The sequence below is a fragment of the Microbacterium sp. cx-55 genome (assembly GCF_021117345.1).
GTDB lineage: Bacteria > Actinomycetota > Actinomycetes > Actinomycetales > Microbacteriaceae > Microbacterium.
The window spans coordinates 2,981,726-3,002,148 of the sequence record NZ_CP088261.1 but is presented as its reverse complement, the minus strand read 5'-3'; the positions used below and the strand labels follow the sequence as shown (position 1 = coordinate 3,002,148).

Below are 20,423 nucleotides of genomic sequence, written 5' to 3'. Positions count from 1 at the left end.
GGCCGCGGGTGGGTCAGCGCACGCCGCGCATCAGCGCGAGCACGGGCTTCGCGCAGAGCAGCAGGGCCGCGCCGATCGCGACGGCGATCGCGCCGAGGATCGCGAAGTACGGCACCTCGTTGGTCGGATCGTAGAACGTGCCGAGCTGGCCGGCGATCGCCGTGCCGAGGGCGACCGACAGGAAGAACAGCGCCACCATCTGGGTGCGGAAGACCGACGGCGCGAGCTTCGTCGACACCGACAGGCCGATGGGTGAGAGCAGTAGTTCGGCCACCGTGAAGACGAACAGGATGCCGATGATCGCGAGGATCGGGGTGGTGTTCTGGCCGCCATCCGCCCAGATGAGGAACAGCAGGAACGCCGCTCCCATCACGATCGCGGCGAGACCGAACTTGACCGGGGTGGTCGGCTGGCGCCGGCCCAGCTTCGTCCACAGGGCGGCGAACACCCCGGACAGGATGATGATGAACACCGGGTTGATCGACTGCACCCACGACACCGGCATCTCCCACCCGAACAGGTCGCGGTTCAGGCGCACGTCCGAGTAGATCGTCAGCACCGTGAACTGCTGCTGGTAGAGCGACCAGAAGCCGACGCTCACGATGAACAGCGGGATGAAGCCGAACACGCGTGAGCGCTCGTCCGACGACACCCGCTTCGACGACAGGATGACGGCGAAGTACGCGATCGTTGCGGCGACCGTCACCCCGATCACGACGAGCGCGAGGTTGTCGGCGCGGATGAGTCCCGTGACCACGGCGATCACGATGACGATCACGCCGGCTGCAGCGATGGCGCCCCACATCCCGTACCGATTTCTCGGCAACGGATTCGGGATGGCGCGGCTCGCGGCGGGCAGGCTGCGCCGGCCGAACGAGTACTGCACCAGACCGATCGCCATGCCGACGGCCGCGAGCCCGAAGCCCCAGTGGAACCCGAGGGTCGACTGCAGCAGTCCCGTCAGGATCGGGCCGAAGAACGCGCCGAGGTTGATGCCGAGGTAGAAGAGCGAGAAACCGCCGTCACGACGCGCGTCGTCGGCCGCGTAGAGGGTGCCGACGACGGAGGTCGCGTTGGCCTTCAACCCGCCGGAGCCGAGCGCGACGAGCACGAGACCGATCCCGACGCCGAGGACTCCCGGAACCAGGGCGAGGGCGATGTGCCCGGCCATGATCACGATGGCGCTGAAGAAGAGGACGCGCTCGGATCCGAGGATGCGGTCGGCGATCCACGCGCCCAGGATCGTCGAGAGGTACACGGTTCCGCCGTAGGCGCCGACGATGCCGGTCGCGACGGCCTTGTCGATGCCGAGGCCGCCCTGATCGACCGTGTAGTACAGGTAGATGAGCAGGATGCCCTGCAGACCGTAGAAGCTGAAGCGTTCCCACATCTCGACGCCGAAGATGTGTGCGAGAGCCCACGGCTGGCCGAAGAACCGGGCGTCGGTGTCTGAACCGGTGGCGTGTGCATCCGCCGGGGCGGAGGATGCCCCCGTCGAGTCGTTCATGGCCTCACCGTAGCCCGGCTGCGGTGCTCCTCGCGCGGCGGCGCTCGGCGCGCGAGACAGCACGTCGGCCGCGAGACTGCAGTGGGGCGGCGAGACGTCGGTCGGCGACAGCTGTCTCGACCCGTGGATGCTGTCTCGCGGCCCCGTACCGGCGCGGGCTACTCGGGCAGCGAGGGGCGGGCCTCGCGGGCGTCGCGCCGGCGGGGGATGAACAGCGCGAGCACGAGGGCCACGACCGCCGCCCCGCCGCCGAGCAGGAACGAGATGTGGAAGGCCTCGGCGGTCGGCGTCGGCATCCCCTCGAACGGACGGGAGTAGGTCGCCAGCACGGCGCCGATGACGGCTGCCGCGCTCGACGTGCCGAGCGACCGGAACAGGGCGTTCAACCCGTTCGACGCTCCGGTCTCGGACTGCGGCACCGACCGCATGATCAGCATCGGCATCGCCGCGTAACCGAACCCGATGCCCACCCCGATGATGATGTTCGCGACGACGATGTGCCAGACCTCACTCGAGAAGAGCAGCGTGAAGCCGTACGCCAAGACGAGCGAGATCGCCCCGAGCACGAGCAGCAGCTGGGGCCCGACGGTGCGCGCGAGGCGACCCGAGAACGGCGAGAGCACCATCATCACGAGACCCGACGGCATCACGACGAGGGATGCGGCGAGCAGCGAGAGCCCGAATCCGGCACCCGTCTCGACGGGCAGCTCGAGCATCTGCGGGTATACGACGTTCGAGCCGAACAGTGCGAAGCCCATGCCGATGGAGGCGATGTTCGTGAGCAGCACGGCCGGCCGCGCGGCGATCCGGAGGTCGAGCAGGGGCTCGGCGATCCGGAGTTCGTACGCGCCCCAGACGAGCAGCACCAGGATGCCGCCGAGTCCGCAGGCGAGGGTCGCGGGCGACACCCAACCCCACTCGTTGCCGCGCGAGATGGCGAGCAGCACGCCGACGAGCCCGATCGCGAGCCCGACGGCGCCGACGTAATCGAAGCGGCCGGCGGTGCGCAGCACGCTGACCGGCACGATCCAGAGCACGAGCAGGAAGACGACGACGCCCAGGGCCGCGGCGACCCAGAACAGCACATGCCAGTCCGCGTTCTCGGTGACCAGGGCGCTGATGGGCAGACCGAGCGCGCCGCCCACGCCGAGGGTCGCGCTGATCAGCGCGATCGCGCCATCCACGCGGTCCTCGTGCAGAACGTCGCGGAGGATCGAGATGCCGAGCGGCACGACACCGGTCACCGCGCCCTGCAGGGTGCGGCCGACCACGACGCCGACGATCCCGGGCGAGAGCGCCGCGATGACCGAACCGAGCACGAGCAGTCCGAGGAGCACGAGCACGATCCGGCGCTTGCCGTACATGTCGCCGAGCCGACCCGCGATCGGGGTGATCACCGCCGACGCCAGCAGGGTCGAGGTCACCACCCAGGCGGTGTCTTCCCGGCTCGCGTCCAAGAGCTCCGGCAGCTTCGCCTGGATCGGCACGACGAGCGTGAACATGAACGACGACGCGAGGCCGGCGAGGGCGAGGACCGCGACGATCGCGCCCTGCGAGGGCATCCGGGTGAGTCGTCGACGTCTGTTCTCATCCCGCGTGGCCATCCCTTCAGGCTAACGGCGGGGCCGACACGACCGGGTCGTCCGCCGCCTTTCGAACGCCCTCTTCGACGGCCTCGAGCCAGCGCCCGACCGAATCACGGGCCTGGGGAGTATCGGGGTAGCGGCAGCGCAGGTGCAGCCCGGTGTCGTTGACGACGAACCAGATCATGACCCCGTCCGTACGGATGACGGCGGAGACCCAGTGGGCGTCCGCATCCGCCGGCACCGACACCGGCAGGCGCCGCGTGTCGAGCCACGAGATGGCGAACATCCCCGGAGTGGCCGGCATCCCCCCGCGCGGCCCGAAGATCGGCGCGAGCGGGAACGAACCGAGCTGCAGGGCGTGTTTCACGTCGGCGGCGCACGCCCGCGGGTCGGGGTCGGTGCACTCGATGACCGCGTTGGTGATGAACCAGCCCACCGCGTGCAGCCAGCGCGGATCGTTCCGGCTGTGCACGGGGAACACCGCGCGCAGCGGTGTGCCCGCGAGTCGCAGCGAGACCTCGGTGAGCACGCCGAGCGCCAGCGCGGTCACGCGCACCCGCAGCAGGTCGGCCGCCCGGGTGAGGCGCACGACCCCGTCGGCATCCAGCACGTCGTGCACCTCGACGACCTCCGGATGCGGCACCGACAGGTCGCCGAGCGGCAGTGGGAAGCGCGGCATCGCCCCGCCCTCGGCCGCCAGCAGGTGCTCCCACCGCTCACTGACCTCGGCCGGGGCCGGCGGCATCCGCTCGAGTGCCGCCGTGTGCGCGGCGAACCCGTCGACGGGCTCGAGGGGGATCGGCGCGCCCGTGCGGACGGATTCCACGGCCAGTCCGAGGTCGCGCCCGAGCACGACGAGCGACCACATGTCGACGTGCGAGTGGTCGGCGCCGATCACGACGACCGGAGCCTCGCCGTCGGGCTCGACGACGCAGAGACGATACGACCCGGGCGCATACGGCCGGCACTCGGCGTCGAAGATCTCACGCACCGCGGCGGCGGTGGTGCCCGATACCGGATGCGGACGCCAGCTGCCCGCCTCCGCCTCGCCCTCGTACAGGCGCACGCCGCCCTCGTCGGCGAACACGGTCCGCAGCGTCGCGTGCCGCGCCACCACGGCGTCCCACGCGGCGCCGAGTTCGTCGCGGGTGGCGCGCGGCATCCGGAACGAGATCGCCATCCAGGAGCCGGGACGATCGCCCTGACCCACGTGCCGCTCCTGGTCGAACGACACCGGCAGCCTCCGGTCGGTGCGCCGCACCGGCACGACGTAACTGTGCAGTCGTCCCGGAGGGAGCGACAGCTGGGCGACGTTGGTCAGGCGCATGGCGTCGTAGTCTAGGGGTCGCAGATTTCTCGACGATTCCAGGAGGGCCGATGCCCGCGATGACGGTGCGCGGGGCCACGCTCGACTACGACATCACGGGAGACGACGGACCCCTCGTGGTGCAGTTGCACGGCCTCACCTCGAGCCGCGCGCGTGACGCCCAGCTCGGGCTCGATCTCGGCCGGGCCCTGCGCGGGCACCGGGTGCTGCGCTATGACGCCCGGGCGCACGGCCTCTCCACCGGCACCGACCGCGCGGAGGATTACGGATGGGATTCGCTCGCGGACGACCTGCTTGCGCTGCTCGACCGCGTCGCCCCCGGTGAACGCGTGCACGGCGTCGGGCCGTCGATGGGAACGGGAACGCTGCTGCACGCGGCGGTCGCCGACCGGCACCGGTTCTCGAGTCTGACCCTCGTCACCCCGCCGACGGCGTGGAAGCGCCGCCGGGCGCAGGGCGATGTCTATCGGGCGAACGCGAAGCTCGTCGAGCGCGGCGGTCTTTCGGCGCTCCTCGCGCTGGGCGATACGGCGCCGGTTCCGCCGGCGCTCGCCGATGCCCCCGAGACGCGGCCGACCGTGCCGGCGGAGCTGCTGCCCACGGTGCTCCGCGGCGCCGCGGCCACCGACCTGCCGACGCGCAAGAAGGTCGCCCGCATCACCGCGCCGACGCTCGTGCTCGCCTGGACGGGCGACCGCACGCATCCGCTGAAGACCGCCCGCACCCTCTGCGACCTGATCTCCGACAGCCGCCTCGTCGTGGCTCGCAGCCCGTATGGCGTCATGGCGTGGCCCGGCCTCTTCGCCGAGCACGTCACCACCCGCGGCTGACCCGCGCCCGCGCGCCCTCGTGGACTTGGGGCGCATTCCTGCGTTTGGGGCGTGAATCTCGCGCCCCAAACGCAGGAACGCGCCCCGAACCGGGAGGACGCAGGCCGGATGCGGGAGACGGGAGCCGGGCCGACGAGAATCGGGAGCCGGATGCGGAAGGACGCGCGTGCGGTGGGCGGCGGGGGCGGCGGCGCCGCGGTCCTACAGTAAGGACGTGCGATTGCGCTTCTTCGGCGGGTTCGGCGCCTGGGACGACGACGGCGCTCGCCTCGACGTGAGCGGCGCCGGACAGCGCGCGTTGCTCTTCCGCCTCGCCCTGGATGCGGGCACGACGGTCGGCTACCGGGCCCTCGCCGAGGACGTCTGGCCTGCGGATGCTCCCGAAGACCCGCGCGCCGCTCTCCAATCGCTCGTGTCGCGACTGCGTCGAACGCTGCCCGCCGGAGTGGTGCGGGCAGCGCCGGGCGGGTACCTCCTCGACGTGCCGCGGGCCGACGTCGACGTCACCGCGTTCGCGGATCTCGTTGCGGCGGCGCGGGTGGCAGATCCCGACACCGCGGTACGCCGCGCGCGCGACGCCCTCTCGCTCTGGCGCGGCGAGGTCTGGACCCCCGACGGCTTCGACTGGGTGGTGCGCGATCTGTGGGAGGACCGCGCACACGCGGAGCGGCTCGCTGCCGAACGACGTCCCGATGCCTCGGATGCGGGCGCCGCGACCCCGGATGCGGGCGCCGCCCCGGGACCCGGATCGATTCCGGCCGCGGTGACGACGTTGGTCGGTCGCGCCGACGAACTCTCGCTCATTCGCGGGCAGCTCGCGGAGAACCGTCTCGTGACGCTGATCGGGCCCGGCGGTGCGGGGAAGACCACGCTCGCGCTCGAAACCGCGCGAGCGAGTGGCCCCGCGGTGCTCGTCGAGCTCGCCCCCGTGTCGGGCGGGGAGGTCTGGGATGCGGTCGCCACAGCGCTCGGGCGCAGCATCCGCGTCAACGACACCACCCCGGTCGCGTCCGCGACCCGGCGCGAACGCGCGCTGCAGGCGCTCGCCGACCGCGCCGTGCTTCTCGTGCTCGACAACGCGGAGCACGTCGTCGCCGAGACCGCGGACGTGGTCGCCGACGTGCTGCGCGTCGCGCCCGCGTGCCGGGTGCTCGTCACGAGCCGGGAACCGCTCGGACTGCCCGTCGAGGCATTCGTCGAACTGGGTCCGCTCGCGGATGCGGACGCCGCGCTGCTGCTGACGACGCGCATCCGTGCCGCGCGCGGCCGAGAGCTCGACCCGGGTGAGCGGGCCGCCGTCGCGCGGATCGCCCGTCGCCTCGACGGGTTGCCGCTCGCGCTGGAGCTGGCGGGGGCACGAGCGCGCGTTCTCACGGTCGACGAGATCGAGGCCGGACTCGCCGATCGATTCGCGCTGCTCGCCCGCGGGCCGCGGTCCGCGGAGGCCCGTCACCAGACGCTGCGCGCTGTCATCGACTGGAGCTGGGAGCTGCTCACCGCGGCCGAGCGCGATGCGCTCCTGACCGTGGCGGTTTTCCCGGACGGGGTGGCCGCCGAAGACGTCGTCGCGGTCGCGGCCGCGTTCGATGTGGATGCCGCGGACGTCGACGCGCTCGTCGACCGATCGCTCGTGCACCGGCGGCGAGGCCGCTACCGGTTGCTCGAAACCGTGCGCGAGTACGGCCTCGACGCGCTGCGGCGCGAAGGCCGACTGGCCGCCTCGCACGACCGGCAGGCGCGGGTCATGGCCTCCCTCGCGCTCCCGCGCGACCGACTGCTGCGCACGCCCGATGTGCGTGCCGCCGTCGCGTGGTTCGACGCGGCGGAAGAGAACCTGTCGGCGGCGCTGCGCTGGAGTACGTCACGGCCGGAACTCGCTCGCACCTCCCTCGATCTCGTGCGATCCCAGTTCTGGGTGTGGCTCATGCGAGAACGATTCGACGCCCTGAGCAGCGCTCTGACGGACGTGCTCCCGGCCGCCGAGGGTCTCGACTCCGAACCCGCCGTGATCGTTGCGGGACTCGCCATCCTCATCCGCCTGATGCAGCAGGAGGTCATCTCCGTGCCCATCGGTGCGCTCGATCCGCGGCGGGTGCTGGATGCCGCGGATGCGACGCCGTCGGATCTCGCGGCGACGCTCGCGGCGCTGCTGCGGGCCGCGCTTCGCAGCGAGGGGCGCGGCACGACCGATCAACCCTGGTCTCTGGCCATCGAGCTGCGCGACGACGATCTCCCTGTCGGCGCTCCCGCGTGGAGCCGGGCTCTCGTCACCGTCATCCAGGCCGCGATCGCGCAGAACAGCGGGCTGGTGGACGAGCTCGGTGTGCGCAGCGAGCGTGCGCTGGCCGCGTTCGAAAGCGTCGGCGACGTCTGGGGCCTCGCGCTGGCGAGTCAGATGCGTTCCGAGTGGCTCACGCTGCAGGGCCGTCTCGAGGAGGCGCTCGCCGCGGCGGATGCGGTCAGCAGCGAGCTCGAGGGGCTGACGAGCGTGGGAGATGTCATCCAGCAGCAGTCGCAGGGCGTGCTCCTGCTGACGCGGATGGGGCGGATCGATGAGGCCCGCGCGAGGCTCGCGATGAGCGGCGCGACGGCCGAACGGGACGGATCCCTGCGCGCGTGGCACCAGTTCGCGCTGGCGGCAGCATCCGTCGAACTCGCCGTCGGCGACGGCGCGGCAGCCCTGAGGCACCTCGACGGGATCGCCGAGGTCGATACGGTCGGCTACCCGCCGCAGGTGATCGCGGTGAGCCTCGCGCGGCGAGCCGCGGCGCTCACCCTCGCGGGTGACACGGCCGCCGCGATCGTGCCGCTGCGCGAGGCGGTGCCGATCGCGGTTCGCGCGGCCGATTCCCCGATCCTGGCGGAGATCGCCGTGACCCTCGCCGGCTGGTTCGTTCGCGCCGGGCGCCTCGACGACGCACAGGATGCGGTGGCCGCCGCGGATGCGCTCCGCGGGCGTGCAGACGCCACCGATCCGGCCGTCGTGCGTCTGCGGAGCGATCTGATCGCGGCGGGACGCGACCCCGACGCGCCTCGCGCGCCGGTACCGGATCTCACTCGGCTCGTGGCGCGAGCCGCCTCGGACTGACGCGATGAGGGAGACCGCGGATCACCGCGGCCTCCCTCATCCGGCTGCTCAGGCCTTGCGCATGTACGCGCGCACCGTCAGCGGGGCGAAGATCAGGACGATGACCGCGGCGCCGGCCAGCGACATCCAGAAGTCCACGCCGATGACGCCGCCGTTGGCGAGATCGCGCACGGCGCTGATGAGGTGCGAGATCGGGTTCACGTTCGCGAACCAGGCCAGCCAGCTCGGCAGGGTGTCGACCGGGACGAAGGCGTTGGAGAGGAAGGTGAGCGGGAACAGCACGAGCATCGAGATGCCCTGCACGCTCGATGCCGTGCGGGCGATCACGCCGAAGAACGCGAAGATCCAGCTGATCGCCCAGGAGCAGACGATGACGAGCAGGGCCGATGCGATGACCGCGCCGAGGCCGGCGGCGGGACGGTAGCCCATGATGTAACCCGTCACGAACGTGAGGGTGGTGGCGATCGCGTACCGCACGGTGTCCGCGAGGAGAGCGCCCGACAGCGGCGCGATGCGGGCGATGGGGAGCGATCGGAACCGGTCGAACACGCCCTTGTCCATGTCTTCGCGCAGCTGCGTACCGGTGACGACCGATGTCGTGATGACGGTCTGCACGAGGATGCCGGGAATGAGGGCGGGCAGGTAGTCCTGTACGTCGCCCGCGATCGCCCCGCCGAAGATGTAGGCGAACATGAGCGTGAAGATGAGCGGCTGCACCGTGACGTCGACCAGCTGCTCGGGGGTGCGGCGGATCTTGACGAGCCCGCGGTACGCCATGGTGAGGGTGTTCTGCAGGGTCTGGACGATGCTGGTGCGGTTCTTCAGATCCCGCTCCCCGGCCGGAACGATGCGGGCAGGGTGGATGGTGAGAGTGCTCATGCCGTCACCGGCTCCTTCTCGTCGGAGGTATCCGACGTGTTCTGATCGGCCGTGTCATGGCCGGTGATGGTCAGGAAGACCTCGTCGAGCGTCGGCTTCTGCACGCTCATCTCGACGACGTCGATGCTCTGCTCGCGCAGCGCGATCAGCAGATCGGCGACGCGGTCCGGGTGGGTCATCGGCGCGGAGAGGCGAGCGGCCTCCGGCGATCGGGTGCCGCGTACACCGAGGACGCGGTCGATCGCTTCGAGGGCGAGGCCCGAGTCTCCGGCATCCGCGAGTCGCAGGTGCAGGCTGGACGTCCCCACCGACGCCTTCAGCTCGTCGGACGTGCCCTCGGCGACGACACGACCCCGGTCGATGACCGCGATGCGGTCGGCGAGCTGGTCGGCCTCGTCGAGGTACTGCGTGGTCAGGAGGACCGTGGAGCCACTCGCGACCAGTTCGCGGATGGTGTCCCACATCTGACCGCGGGTGCGCGGGTCGAGTCCCGTGGTGGGCTCGTCGAGGAAGATCAACGGCGGCTGGGCGATCAGGGATGCGGCGAGATCGAGTCGCCGCCGCATCCCGCCGGAGAACTTCTTCAGCGGACGCCGTGCCGCTTCGGAGAGGCCGAAGCGCTCGAGCAGGTCGTCGCTCTTCGCGCGGGCAGCGCTGCGGCTGAGGCCGAGCAGCCGCGCGAAGATCACGAGGTTCTCGGTGGCCGAGAGCGTCTCGTCGACGGAAGCGAACTGGCCCGTCACGCCGATCAGCTGGCGAACGATCTGCGCGTCGCGGACGACGTCGTGCCCGAAGATCCGCGCCGACCCGCCGTCGGGGCGAAGCAGCGTGGCGAGCATGTTGATGGTGGTCGTCTTGCCGGCGCCGTTGGGGCCGAGGACGCCGTACACGGTGCCGGCCGGAACGATCAGGTCGACGCCGTCCACGGCGCGCATGGCGCCGAACGTCTTGACGAGCCCTTCGGCGTGCACCGCGAGGGTGGAGGAGGAGGTCATGGGGAGCCTTTCTGTGGCGTTGCGTCCACTGTGCTCCGCGCGTGCTGTCGCCCCGCTGTCGCCCCGCTCCCCACGCTGTCACCCCGCTGCCGCGCGCTGTCACCCCGCTGTCGCGCCGTCGCCCCCTGCCGCGCCCCGTCCTCCCTCCTTTCGGGTTCGGGGCACATTCCTGCGTTTGGGGCGCGAATATCGCGCCCCAAACGCAGAATCGCGCCCCAAACCCGGGAGCACCCCGGCCCCAAACCCGGGAGCACCCCGGCCCCGAACCCGGGAGCACCCCGGCCCGAACCCGGGAGCACCGGGGCGCGATTGGAGCGGGCGGGAGTCAGTGCATGCGCGGCGGCGCGAACGCGAGCTGCGCGGCCACGAGGCCCTGCGCGCGGCTGACGATCTGCGCACGACCGGGTACCGACGGCACGGCCTTCACGCGGCCGATCAGCGGTCCCTCCTCGGGGCTGCCGCCGAGCAGGATGCCGGTCACCCCGAGGTCGGTGAAGCGCTGGATGATCGGGTCGTACGCCGCGCGGCTCGCGCCACCGGTGCGCCGCGTGAGGATGACGTGCAGGCCCACGTCGGCGGCCTGCGCGAGCAACGGCTGCAGCACGGCTAGCGGGTTGCCCTGGCTGGTCGCGACGAGGTCGTAGTCGTCGACGATCACGAAGCCCTCGGCGCCCGACCACCAGCTGCGGTCGCGCAGCTGCTCGGGGGTCACGTCGGGACCGGGGATGCGGCCGGAGAAGAACGCGGAGAGTTCCGCGAGTCCGCTCGAGGCCGGCTCGTGCGAGGTCAGGTAGGCGCCCAGATACTCGGACGGGATCTCGCCGAGCAGCGAACGGCGGTAGTCGACCGCGAAGATCTTCGCCTCGTTGGGGCCGTACAGGCGCATGATCTCCTGGGTGAGGCTCCGCAGGAATGCGGACTTGCCCATGCCTGAGTCGCCGTAGAGGTACATGTGCGGTTCTTTGCGCGGGTCGATGCCGAACGGGGCGAGCTGCGCCTCGTCGACGCCGAGCAGCATCCGCGGGTCGTCGGCACCTGCCTGCGTGCGCAGCTCGTCGAGCGAAAGGTTCTCGGGAAGCAGGCGCAGCTTGGGGCCGGCCGGTCCGTGCCAGGCCGCCGAAACGCGCGCGATCATGTCTTCCACGCCGTCGACGAGCGCGGTCGCATCGCCCGAGCCGTCGATGCGGGGGAGCGCCGACAGCATCTGCAGGCGCTTCGGGCTGAGGCCGCGGCCGGGCTGGCCGGCGGGCACGTTGGCCGCCTGCTTGCGGTCGATCTCCGAGTCTGTCGGGTCACCCAGACGCAGCTCGAGTCGAGTCTGGATGAGGTCCTTCAGGCTCGCGCGGATCTCGAGCCACCGGTTCGCGGTGACGATGAGGTGCACGCCGAAGCTGAGGCCGCGCGCCGCGATCGTCTGCACCCGGGTCTCGAGGGCCTCGTACTCGGAGCGGAGCGTCGCCCAGCCGTCGACCACGAGGAACACGTCGCCGTAGCCGTCGTCGACCACGCCCTGGCTGCGGCGCAGGCGGTAGGTGTCGATCGAGTCCACGCCGTTCTGGCGGAAGAACTTCTCGCGGTCGTCGATGATCGACTCGACCTCGGCGACCGTTCGGCGCACCGACTCGGCTTCGGTGCGCGTCGCGACGCCGGCGATGTGCGGATGCTGCTGCATGCCGGTGAAGCTTCCACCGCCGAAGTCGAGCACGTAGAACTGCAGCTCGAGCGGGTTGGCCGTCAGCGCGAGCGCCGAGACGAGCGTGCGGGCCATCGTCGACTTTCCGCTGAGCGGGCTGCCGACGATCGCGACGTGACCGGCGGCCCCGCCGAGCGAGACGACGAGGTGCTCGCGGCGCTGCTCGAGCGGCACGTCGACGATGCCGAGCGGCACGGTGAGCGCACCGGCTCCGCGCCATGCCTTCGACACGAGTCCGAGCTGCGGGTCTTCGACGAGGTCCGACATGAGCTCGTCGAGCGAGGACGGATCAGTGAGCGGCGGCAGCCAGACCTGGTGGGCCTCGGGGCCGCGTCCAGACATCCGCTCGACCGCGATCTGGAACGTCGAGCGCTCCTCTTTCGGCTGGGCGGCGTCGCGCACCGGGGCGGAGGTCTCCTCGACCAGGTCCAGCGGCTGCGCGGCGGCCGTGAACATCTCGATCTGCGCGGTGTAGTCGGTTGTCTCCTGGGCGGATGCGGTCGATCCGCCGCGGAGCTTCGTCTTCGGGGTGCCCGAGACGTACGCCGCGCGGAACTGGACGAGGTTGTCGGTGTCGGCCTTGAGGAATCCGACGCCCGGCTCCTGCGGGAGCGTGTACGCGTCGGGTGTGCCGATGATGGTGCGCGACTCCGCCGCGGAGAACGTGCGGAGGCCGATGCGGTACGACAGATAGGTGTCGAGGCCGCGGAGCTTGCCCTCTTCGAGCCGCTGCGAGGCGAGCAGCAGGTGCACCTGCAGCGAACGGCCGACGCGACCGATGTTGATGAAGCTCTCGACGAACTCGGGCTTGGCGGCGAGGAGCTCGGAGAACTCGTCGGCGACGATCAGCAGCGCGGGAAGCGGTGCCAGGTCGGTGCGCCCGCCCTTCCGGGCCTTCTCGTAGTCCGACACGTTCGCGAAGTTGCCGGCGGCGCGCAGCAGCTCCTGGCGCCGCACGACCTCACCCTGCAGGGCGTCCTGGAAACGGTCGACGAGCGCGAGTTCGCTGCCCAGGTTCGTGATGATCGCGGAGACGTGCGGCATGCCCGCCATCCCGGCGAACGTCGCGCCACCCTTGAAGTCGACGAGTACGAAGTTGAGCTGCTCGGGGGAGTGGGTGAGCGCGAGCGCGAGCACGAGGGTGCGGAGCACCTCGGACTTACCCGAACCCGTCGCACCGATCATCACGCCGTGCGGGCCCATACCCTGCTGCGCGGCCTCCTTGAGGTCGAGCACGAGGGGCACGCCGTCGACGTCCTGACCGATCGGCACACGCAGCCGGTCGCGTTCGAGGCGCCCCGCCCAGGCGCGGTCGAAGTCGACCTCGCGCACATCGGGGAGTCCGAGCAGCTCGACGAGTTCGCGCTGACCCTGCAGGGCGGCGTTCGTGTCGGTGAGCGCCGTCGGGTTCGTGTGCAGCGGCATCAGGCGCCGAGCGGTGGCTTCGGCCTCGGCGATCGTCGTGGTGTCGGGGGTGAACAGGCTCGACCCGAGAGACAGGTCGATGAACTCGGCCTGGCGTTCGGCGGCGTCCGCATCCGGCATCGCGATGCGCAGTACGTCGGGGTTCTCGAGCTCGGCCCAGCGGCTCGGCAGATCGATCACGGTGACGCCCAGCATCCCGTCGCCGCCGACGACCGGGTCGCCCATCGGCAGACGGACGCCGTCGACGACGAGGATGACGTGAGGGGTGACGCCGCCGCCGCGGCCGAAGCGCGGGCGCTCGCGCAGGCTCGCCGGCAGCAGGTCTTCGAGGTCGTCGAGCGTGGAGGCGATGAGGCGGGCGGGTCCGAGCTTGTCGGTGACACGGCCCGACAGTGCGTGCGGAAGCCACTTCGCCCAGTCCCAGGCGGGCAGCTGCGCGTCGCCGGCGAGAATCGCCACGACGACGTCTTCGGGGTCCTGCAGGGTGGCGGCGCCGATGACCATCGCGCGGGCGAGGGCTCGGACCGCATCCTCGTCCGATCCGACGATCTCGATCTTCGCGTAGTCGGTGAGGGTCACGCCGAGCGGAAGGGCGGGCTGCATCTCGTGGGTCAGCATGAACCGGTGCGCGGCGGATGCGGCGACGGGATCGAGTTGCGCGAGCGGGGGCAGCTCGGGGGCTTCGAGGGTGATGCACAGGGGCTGGTCGGACGTGCCGATGCGGGTGCGGAGGAAGTTCTCGTCGCCCGGCTGGCGCTCCCAGACGCGGGTGCGCTCCTCAGCGATGAAGGGCAGTGCCGAGGGCGCCGGCGTGACCCAGCCACCGTGACGGCGCTGCTTGCGCGCCGCGGTGCGCACGGTCTCGCGGAGTTCGCCGAGGTAGGCGAGGTACTCGCGTCGGTTGCCGAGTACCTGGGCGTTGCGCTGCGCCTTCTGCCGCCAGCCGTTGACGGCGACGAACCCGAGCGAGGAGAGCAGGAACATGCCGCCCGTGATGAAGCCGGTGGGACCGGCGTTCGAGATCGTCACCATCACGATCGCACCGACGCTCCCGAGCATCGGGAGGAGCGAGGTGAGCATGCTGCTGCCGCCCTCGTTGGGCACGAGTTCCGGCGGCGGCTGGACGACGATGCGTCCGCTCGGCACGGATGGTGGTGCCAGGCGAGGCCCCTTGCTCACGAAAGGTCTCCGATCAGGCGGCTGACGGTGAACACGCGGTTTCCGATGCGGATGCGGGTGTCGTCGTCGACGTAGGTGCGGACGTACGGGGAAAGAGTGCGGGCGTCGCCATCGTCGTCGATCAGCTCGGTGCCGTTGGTCGAACCGGCATCCGTCACCCAGGTGCCGGAACGGTCGTGTTCGAGGCGCAGATGGGTCTTCGAGACGCTCGAGTCGGGGTCGTGCACGACGAGCACAGCGTCGGTCGCCTCGGTCTGCTCGGGGTTTCGACCGAGGTTCACGGCGACCGGAACGGGCAACTGGGCTCGCTGACCGGTGTCGAAGATGAGGAGCAGTTCGCCCGACAGGGCCTCATCGGCGCCCTCGGCCGCCACGAGCGGGACGGCACCCGTCGGGCGCACCGGCTGGTCGGTGTTGCCGAGGTCGGCGGGTGCGGTGGGGGCAGGGGCGAGCGTGAGCGGCGAACCCCAGGGTGCGGCGGGGGGAGGGCCCGCGGCTTCCGCAGCGGTCGCACCGCGCGACTTGTCGGCGGGCACGGCGGCCGGGGTCCAGGGGCGGGCGATGATGGTCGGGGAGGGCACGGAGTAGACGCCGGATGCGGCGCCCTTCCGTCCGCGTCCGCGTCCGCGCTCGGCCTTGGGGCGCCGCGGCACCGCGACGACGACGGTCTGCGCGGCTTTGTCAGCCCAGGAGCGACGGAGTCCGGACCGGTCGGATGCAGCCGTTCCTTCGACGACCCAGGCGCCCGCGGCGAAGACGAGGCCACCGAGCGCGACGAGCGACCCGCGGACGAAGGATCGCCCGGCGCCCGGCGAGTACGGGGCATCCAGACGAGCCACGCGGAGGCCGAGCATGGCCTTGCCCGGGCCGACTCCGGTACGCGCCTGCAGGATCCAGAGCGCGAGCACGGCTTCCGCGGTGAGGAAGAGCCCGAACAGGGGCGAGCCGCTGAGCAGCCAGGCGACGACCCCGACGATGACGAGGATCACGACGTCGATGCTGAACGCGGCGAGTCGGGCGCCGACGCTGGCGGGCTCGCCGGTGAACTGTGGCGGCAGGCTCATGAGTTCATCACTCCTCGGAGAACGGTGATCGCGTCGGCTGCCAGGAGCCCCGCGGGAAGCGAGAGGGCGATGGCGATCCACTCGAAGACGTCGCCGAACCGCGACCAGAAGAGCGACTGCGCGCCGCGCCCGGCCGGGATTACGACGAAGGCCGCGGCGGCGCCGATCGCGAGAAGGATGCCGGCCAGCACGGTCATCGATACGGCCCCGGAGTCCCGGGTCGCGGCGAGCACCGCGACGACGATGATGGCGGCGGCGGCGGCCCGCGGCATCCAGCGCAGGAAGGGCACCGACGAACGACGCGCGCCGAGGAGGAGCGCGAGCACCGTGGTGATGGCGAGCGCAATGCGCCCCGCCGTCACGAGGGCATCGGGCGAGTCGAACGAGCCGACCGCGATGGGCGCTGCGGCGGCCGCGGCGACGCAGAGGATGAACGTTCCCGCGATGAGGCGACCGGTGGAGCGGGCTACGAGGTCGCGGGCGTCGGCGGCACCGATCGACGTGATGGATTCGGGGAGCGTCTGGCGCACGCTCCACCGCGTGGATTGGAAGCGCTCGTAGTCGACGAACATGCCGGGCGGCACGTCGACGAGGCTCGACAGCAGAATCCGCAGCGCGACGGGCACCATCCCGAGCGTCACGGCCGTCGCGCCGAGGGCGTCGACGTGCATCAGGAGCGCCAATCCCCAGATGGCGGCCATGGTGAGCAGGATCGTCGTGCTCGCGCCGAACTCCGCGCTAAGCGCCGCGGGGCGCCCGACCAGGCGCAGCACTCCGGCGAGCACGGCGGCGAAGAGGAGGCCGACGAAGACGGAGAGCGTCGTGGTCGCCGCGGGGAGCAGCGGCACGATCGTCGTGCCCGCGGCGAAGGCGAGAAGCAGGATCGCGATGATGGCCGGGTGTCCGCCGGGGCGGTCGGACCGTGCGCGGATGCTGAACATGAGCCCGGAGACGACGGCCGCGAGCGCCGCGACGCTGGCGACGGGCGCGCGCAGCCCCGACGGCACCGCGTCGGGTGCGACGAGCGTGACCACGGCGAGGACGAGGGCGATTCCGGCGATCGCCCACCAGGCGCCCGGTACGTCGCCGCGGGCACGCGAGGGTCGCCGGCCGCGGCGTCCGCGTGGGGCGGTGATGCGCTGCGAGAGGTCGATGACGGCGAGCACGGCGCCGTCGGCGAGGTCTTCGACGCGCAGGAGCGGGCTGACCTCGCGGCCGTCGCGTTCCATCAGCACGTCGCGGCCCACTTCGGGTCGGATGCCGAGGATGCGGAGGGCGTCGTTCAGCGTGGCATCGAGAGGGATGAGGAGATCGTGTCGCTGCGCGCCGTCGACGATGGCGACGCGACGTCGCTCGGTGAGCTCTGTCGGCACCGGTCAGCGTCCCCCGTCGACCAGGGCGCGGTCGACCCCGTCGGTGGAGGCGCGACCAGCGGCGTCAGCGTCAGCGCGTGTCATGCGAAATCGTTCCCCCGAGCAGTCACAACAGTGCCATCAGCGTATCGTTCGCGGCACGAACTCCCGCGGCCATTGACAGATGCCGCGTCTGTCCGTGGTCGCCGCCCGTACACACGCGGAAACAGGGAGTGCGGCTGGTGTCGGACGGAACCGACGCCAGCCGCACGGTGGTGTTGCGCCGCGTGTCAGCGGTTGAAGAGCTTCGCGGACCGCTTGTCGGTTTCGACGTAGCCGTCCGAGATCTGCTCCGTGGCCGAAGCGATGCTCGCCAGCACCGACTTCATCTGCTCGAACGTGACCGACCACGACCGCTGCGCGTTGTCGTAGGCCACGCGTGCGGCGCCATCCCAGTTTCCGCGCAGGCGGTTGGCCTCCTGCTCGAGGCTGCGGAGAGCGGACTCGATGCGCTGGCTCTCGCTGCGCAGCTGTGCAGCGGACGCGGAAAGCGCCGCGGGAGAGACACTCATATCTGCCATGATTACTGCCCTCCCATCATCGAACCGAGACCACTGATCGTGGACTGGTGCTGCTCCTCGAGCGCGGTCTGATCGCGGTGCGTGCTGCGCAGTGCCTCTTCGAGGTGAATCAGTGTCTGGTTGATGCGGTGCGCACCCGCCGTCCACGAGTTCATCATCTCGGTGTACGACCTCGACGCATCCCCCTGCCAGATCGACTGGATCTGCTCGAGCTCCGCCTGCACGCGCCGAGTGGCGTCGGTGATGTCGAGGTGTGTGCCGGAAACGGCCTCCGCACCTCGCAGCAACGCGCCCTCGGTTGCGGAAATCTGGTTGCTCATGACCCCTCCTCACATTCCTGCTTCGCACGTTCGAACATGGTCAGTCCCTTCCCCCCGAGCCCGCGTTCTCCGAACGCGGACCGAACTCTTCATCGTCCTCGAGCTTCGGCGCGATCGGACCGCCCAGGCCCCGCCCCTTTTGCTCGGAGCGACCGCCGCCGCCGGGCGCACCGCCGCCGCCCATCATTCCGGTGCCGCCGCGCGTGCCGGCGCCCGACTCCGCTGCCGCGCCGGCCGCCCCCGCACCGGCGCCGCCTCGGCCGAGCATCCCGCCCGAGCCCGATGCGCCGCCCGCGTTCGCCGTCAGGCCACCCGCGAGCCCGCCGCGGCCCAGGCCGCCCGCACCGCCCAGACCGCCCGCTCCGCCGGCTCCACCGAGCCCGCCACCGAGGCGCCCGAGGCCGCCCGCGGCCGCGCGACCGAGGCCACCGAGCGCTGCGGCGCCGCCACCTCCGGCGATCAAGCCGGACGTGAGCCCGCCTCCGCCGCCGAGCCCGCCGCCGAGTCCCCCGCCGAGACCGCCTCCACCGCCACCGCCGGAGCCTCCGGGCGGTACCGTTCCGATGATCGGGCCATCGGGCGTCGGAGTGACGTATACGGGGTCGTTCGGAGTGATCCACACGGGCTGCGGCAGCGTGTGCAACGTCGGCTGGTCGTTGATGCCGGGGTCGCTGATCACGCCGCCCGTGTCGTTACCGATGCCGGAGAAGTCGCTGCCGCTCCCGCCGGGCATGTTGTAGTCCGGGTACTGCTCGTAGCTCGGGCCTCCGCCCGTTCCAGGCCCGGTGACGGAGGGCGGCGTGCCGCCGCCCTCCCCGCCGTTTCCGCCGTCGCCGTCTTCAAACGACCGGAACTTGGGCGGGGGTGAAAGAGTCTGCCCGTCCTGGTCGAGGCGGTTGCTCATCTCCTCAACGGCCTTCTGCGCCTGCTTCTCGCGCTGATCGCCCATGAACCAGTTCGCCGCGGCAATGGCCCCTTCGCCCGCGATAACGGAAAAACCGCCGAACACAACGGTCGACCCGGCCGCAGCGGCTCGAATCGCCGTCGTCTGCTCGGGCGAGAGCCCGCCGGAGTCGAGTTGTGACAGCATCTGCTGCGCTTCGTCTCGGCGGCGGTTGGCAACTTCGACGACCTCAGGCAGGTTATCGAGGTAGGCGATCATGTCCTGCACAGATCCGCGGGCCTCGTCCAAACCGCTGATCGCGGCCGTATCGGTATCGCCTGTGAAACCCGTGTCGCTCGCAACCCTCGTCATCAGCGTGCTCAGTTGCTCGAGCGACATTTTGACTTGTCCGAGTGCGGGCAGCTCCCACCGCGCACCCTCCGCGATATTGCGCAGCGCCTGTTCCCAATTGCTCATTACTGCCCCCTTCGGTTGACGCGGTGACTTCTTCTGACGAGCACGATCGTCAGGACGATAGCGAAGATGATCACAACGGCGACGACGACTCCGCCTATGACGAATGCGCCGCCGAGTGCCGCATCGGCGTTCTCTTGAGGGTCTGCGGCGGGTAGCGATGTCGACTCGGGAGCGGACGAAGGCGTCCCCGGCGTCGCCGAAGCGGCGGCGATCGATTCGTCCGTCGGATATTCCGAGCCCTTGCCGAGCGCGATGTTCTCGTCGTCGTACTGTCGCGGATCTTGGCTGAGCGCACCGGCGAGAGACGCGATGCCATACCCGTACCCGCTGTCAGCACTGTATTCGAGCGGGTGGGCTTCGCCGCCCGTGGTGTGCGCCAAGGACTGCATGAGCTGATTGTTCGTCGCGTCCGGATACTTCTGCTTCGCGGCGGCGAAGATTCCCGCGATCAGCGGGGCAGCGAACGATGCCCCGCTGGTTGTCCGCGTCGAGTCCCATCCGTCGGCGGTGCCGAGCGTTGCCAGGCCCCCGCCCGGTGCCGCCAGCGTCACGTCCAACGACACGTTCGGGACCTGAAGGCTGTTCAAGAGCAGCTGCTGGTTCGCATCGACGGCATTGGCCGCCACGACGCCGCGGAACGACCACGGCGTCGTGCCTCCTTCGTTGGCATCGTTGGGAACTGCAGCGATGACGGGCACCTGCCGGGCGATTGCTTGAGCGACCACGAGGTCGTCTGCGTTGCCGACCTTGCCGCCTCCGATGGAGGTGGTGATGATGTCCGCGCCATCATCCAGGGCCTTCTGCATGAGCCAGGCGTTCCCGGAGAGATCAGCTGCTTCAGCTTCGGGGCGGGGCGCGCAGTCCGACTCGGTCGGTCCGCTCGCGTAGAACGTCACGGACGCGTCGGGAACGATGCCGCGGATGCCGGAGGCACCGGACCCATTGCCGATGAGCATCGCGGTGATGGTCGTGCCGTGGATCGAGTCGCCGGTGGGGCTGCTGTCCGTCGGAGACGCGGTTGCACACGCCGATTCTGGCGAGACGGTGAGGTCTGTGCCTTGCAGGTCGGGAACGTCGGGGTTGATCTGAGCGTCGATGACGGCGATCTTCACGCCCTTGCCAGTAATGCCTTCCGCGTGCACCTGGTCTACGCCATAAGCGTCGTACCACCAGTTCGCGTCGGCGGGCGAGGCAGCCAGGGCCGGAGCTCCTGCGAACATGCTCACCGTGATGACGG

The 20,423-nt window shown here is 70.8% G+C and carries 14 protein-coding genes; 2 read left to right on the top strand and 12 right to left on the bottom strand.

The genetic code is table 11. The features are described from left to right. Positions 1–13: 13 nt before the first annotated feature. From LQ938_RS14100 to LQ938_RS14090, 3 genes are all read right to left on the bottom strand, one after another. A complete protein-coding gene (locus tag LQ938_RS14100; RefSeq protein WP_223723151.1) occupies positions 14–1,507 on the bottom strand; it encodes a peptide MFS transporter in 1,494 nt (497 codons plus the stop codon). Between the two features lie 158 nt (positions 1,508–1,665). Beyond that, complete coding sequence (locus LQ938_RS14095; protein ID WP_223723317.1) at positions 1,666–3,069, bottom strand: MFS transporter; 1,404 nt, start codon at positions 3,067–3,069, stop codon at positions 1,666–1,668. 46 nt (positions 3,070–3,115) lie between these two features. Next, on the bottom strand, positions 3,116–4,420 hold the full coding sequence (locus LQ938_RS14090; protein ID WP_223723150.1) for a peptide synthetase: 1,305 nt from the start codon (positions 4,418–4,420) through the stop codon (positions 3,116–3,118). A gap of 50 nt (positions 4,421–4,470) precedes the next feature. On the opposite strand from LQ938_RS14090, the gene LQ938_RS14085 reads away from it, so the two are divergent. Continuing rightward, a complete protein-coding gene (locus LQ938_RS14085; protein WP_223723149.1) occupies positions 4,471–5,250 on the top strand; it encodes an alpha/beta fold hydrolase in 780 nt (259 codons plus the stop codon). Between the two features lie 214 nt (positions 5,251–5,464). Beyond that, positions 5,465–8,338, top strand: coding sequence for an ATP-binding protein (locus tag LQ938_RS14080; protein WP_223723148.1), 2,874 nt, complete (start codon positions 5,465–5,467; stop codon positions 8,336–8,338). A gap of 48 nt (positions 8,339–8,386) precedes the next feature. On the opposite strand, the gene LQ938_RS14075 is transcribed toward LQ938_RS14080, so the two are convergent. From LQ938_RS14075 to LQ938_RS14035, 9 genes are all read right to left on the bottom strand, one after another. Continuing rightward, on the bottom strand, positions 8,387–9,217 hold the full coding sequence (locus tag LQ938_RS14075; protein WP_223723147.1) for an ABC transporter permease: 831 nt from the start codon (positions 9,215–9,217) through the stop codon (positions 8,387–8,389). Further along, entirely contained in the window at positions 9,214–10,212 is a 999-nt protein-coding gene (locus tag LQ938_RS14070; protein WP_223723146.1) for an ATP-binding cassette domain-containing protein, read from the bottom strand. Before LQ938_RS14070 ends, LQ938_RS14075 begins: the two co-directional genes overlap by 4 nt. Positions 10,213–10,537: 325 nt before the next feature. Beyond that, positions 10,538–14,509 carry a type VII secretion protein EccCa gene (eccCa, locus tag LQ938_RS14065; RefSeq protein ID WP_223723145.1) on the bottom strand — a complete coding sequence of 1,324 codons (3,972 nt, stop codon included), beginning with the start codon at positions 14,507–14,509 and terminating at the stop codon, positions 10,538–10,540. Beyond that, positions 14,506–15,573, bottom strand: a complete 1,068-nt coding sequence (locus LQ938_RS14060) for an RDD family protein (RefSeq protein ID WP_223723144.1) — start codon at positions 15,571–15,573, stop codon at positions 14,506–14,508. Before LQ938_RS14060 ends, eccCa begins: the two co-directional genes overlap by 4 nt. Further along, positions 15,570–16,946: a hypothetical protein gene (locus LQ938_RS14055; RefSeq protein WP_223723143.1), complete on the bottom strand. Its 1,377-nt coding sequence runs from the start codon at positions 16,944–16,946 to the stop codon at positions 15,570–15,572. The genes LQ938_RS14060 and LQ938_RS14055 overlap by 4 nt, the downstream gene beginning before the upstream one ends. A 269-nt stretch (positions 16,947–17,215) precedes the next feature. Beyond that, a complete protein-coding gene (locus LQ938_RS14050; RefSeq protein WP_231341339.1) occupies positions 17,216–17,506 on the bottom strand; it encodes a WXG100 family type VII secretion target in 291 nt (96 codons plus the stop codon). Between the two features lie 2 nt (positions 17,507–17,508). Further along, positions 17,509–17,826, bottom strand: a complete 318-nt coding sequence (locus tag LQ938_RS14045) for a WXG100 family type VII secretion target (protein ID WP_223723141.1) — start codon at positions 17,824–17,826, stop codon at positions 17,509–17,511. A gap of 40 nt (positions 17,827–17,866) precedes the next feature. Then, complete coding sequence (locus LQ938_RS14040; RefSeq protein ID WP_223723140.1) at positions 17,867–19,186, bottom strand: hypothetical protein; 1,320 nt, start codon at positions 19,184–19,186, stop codon at positions 17,867–17,869. After that, entirely contained in the window at positions 19,186–20,406 is a 1,221-nt protein-coding gene (locus tag LQ938_RS14035; protein ID WP_223723316.1) for a S8 family peptidase, read from the bottom strand. The genes LQ938_RS14040 and LQ938_RS14035 overlap by 1 nt, the downstream gene beginning before the upstream one ends. Positions 20,407–20,423: the final 17 nt, after the last annotated feature.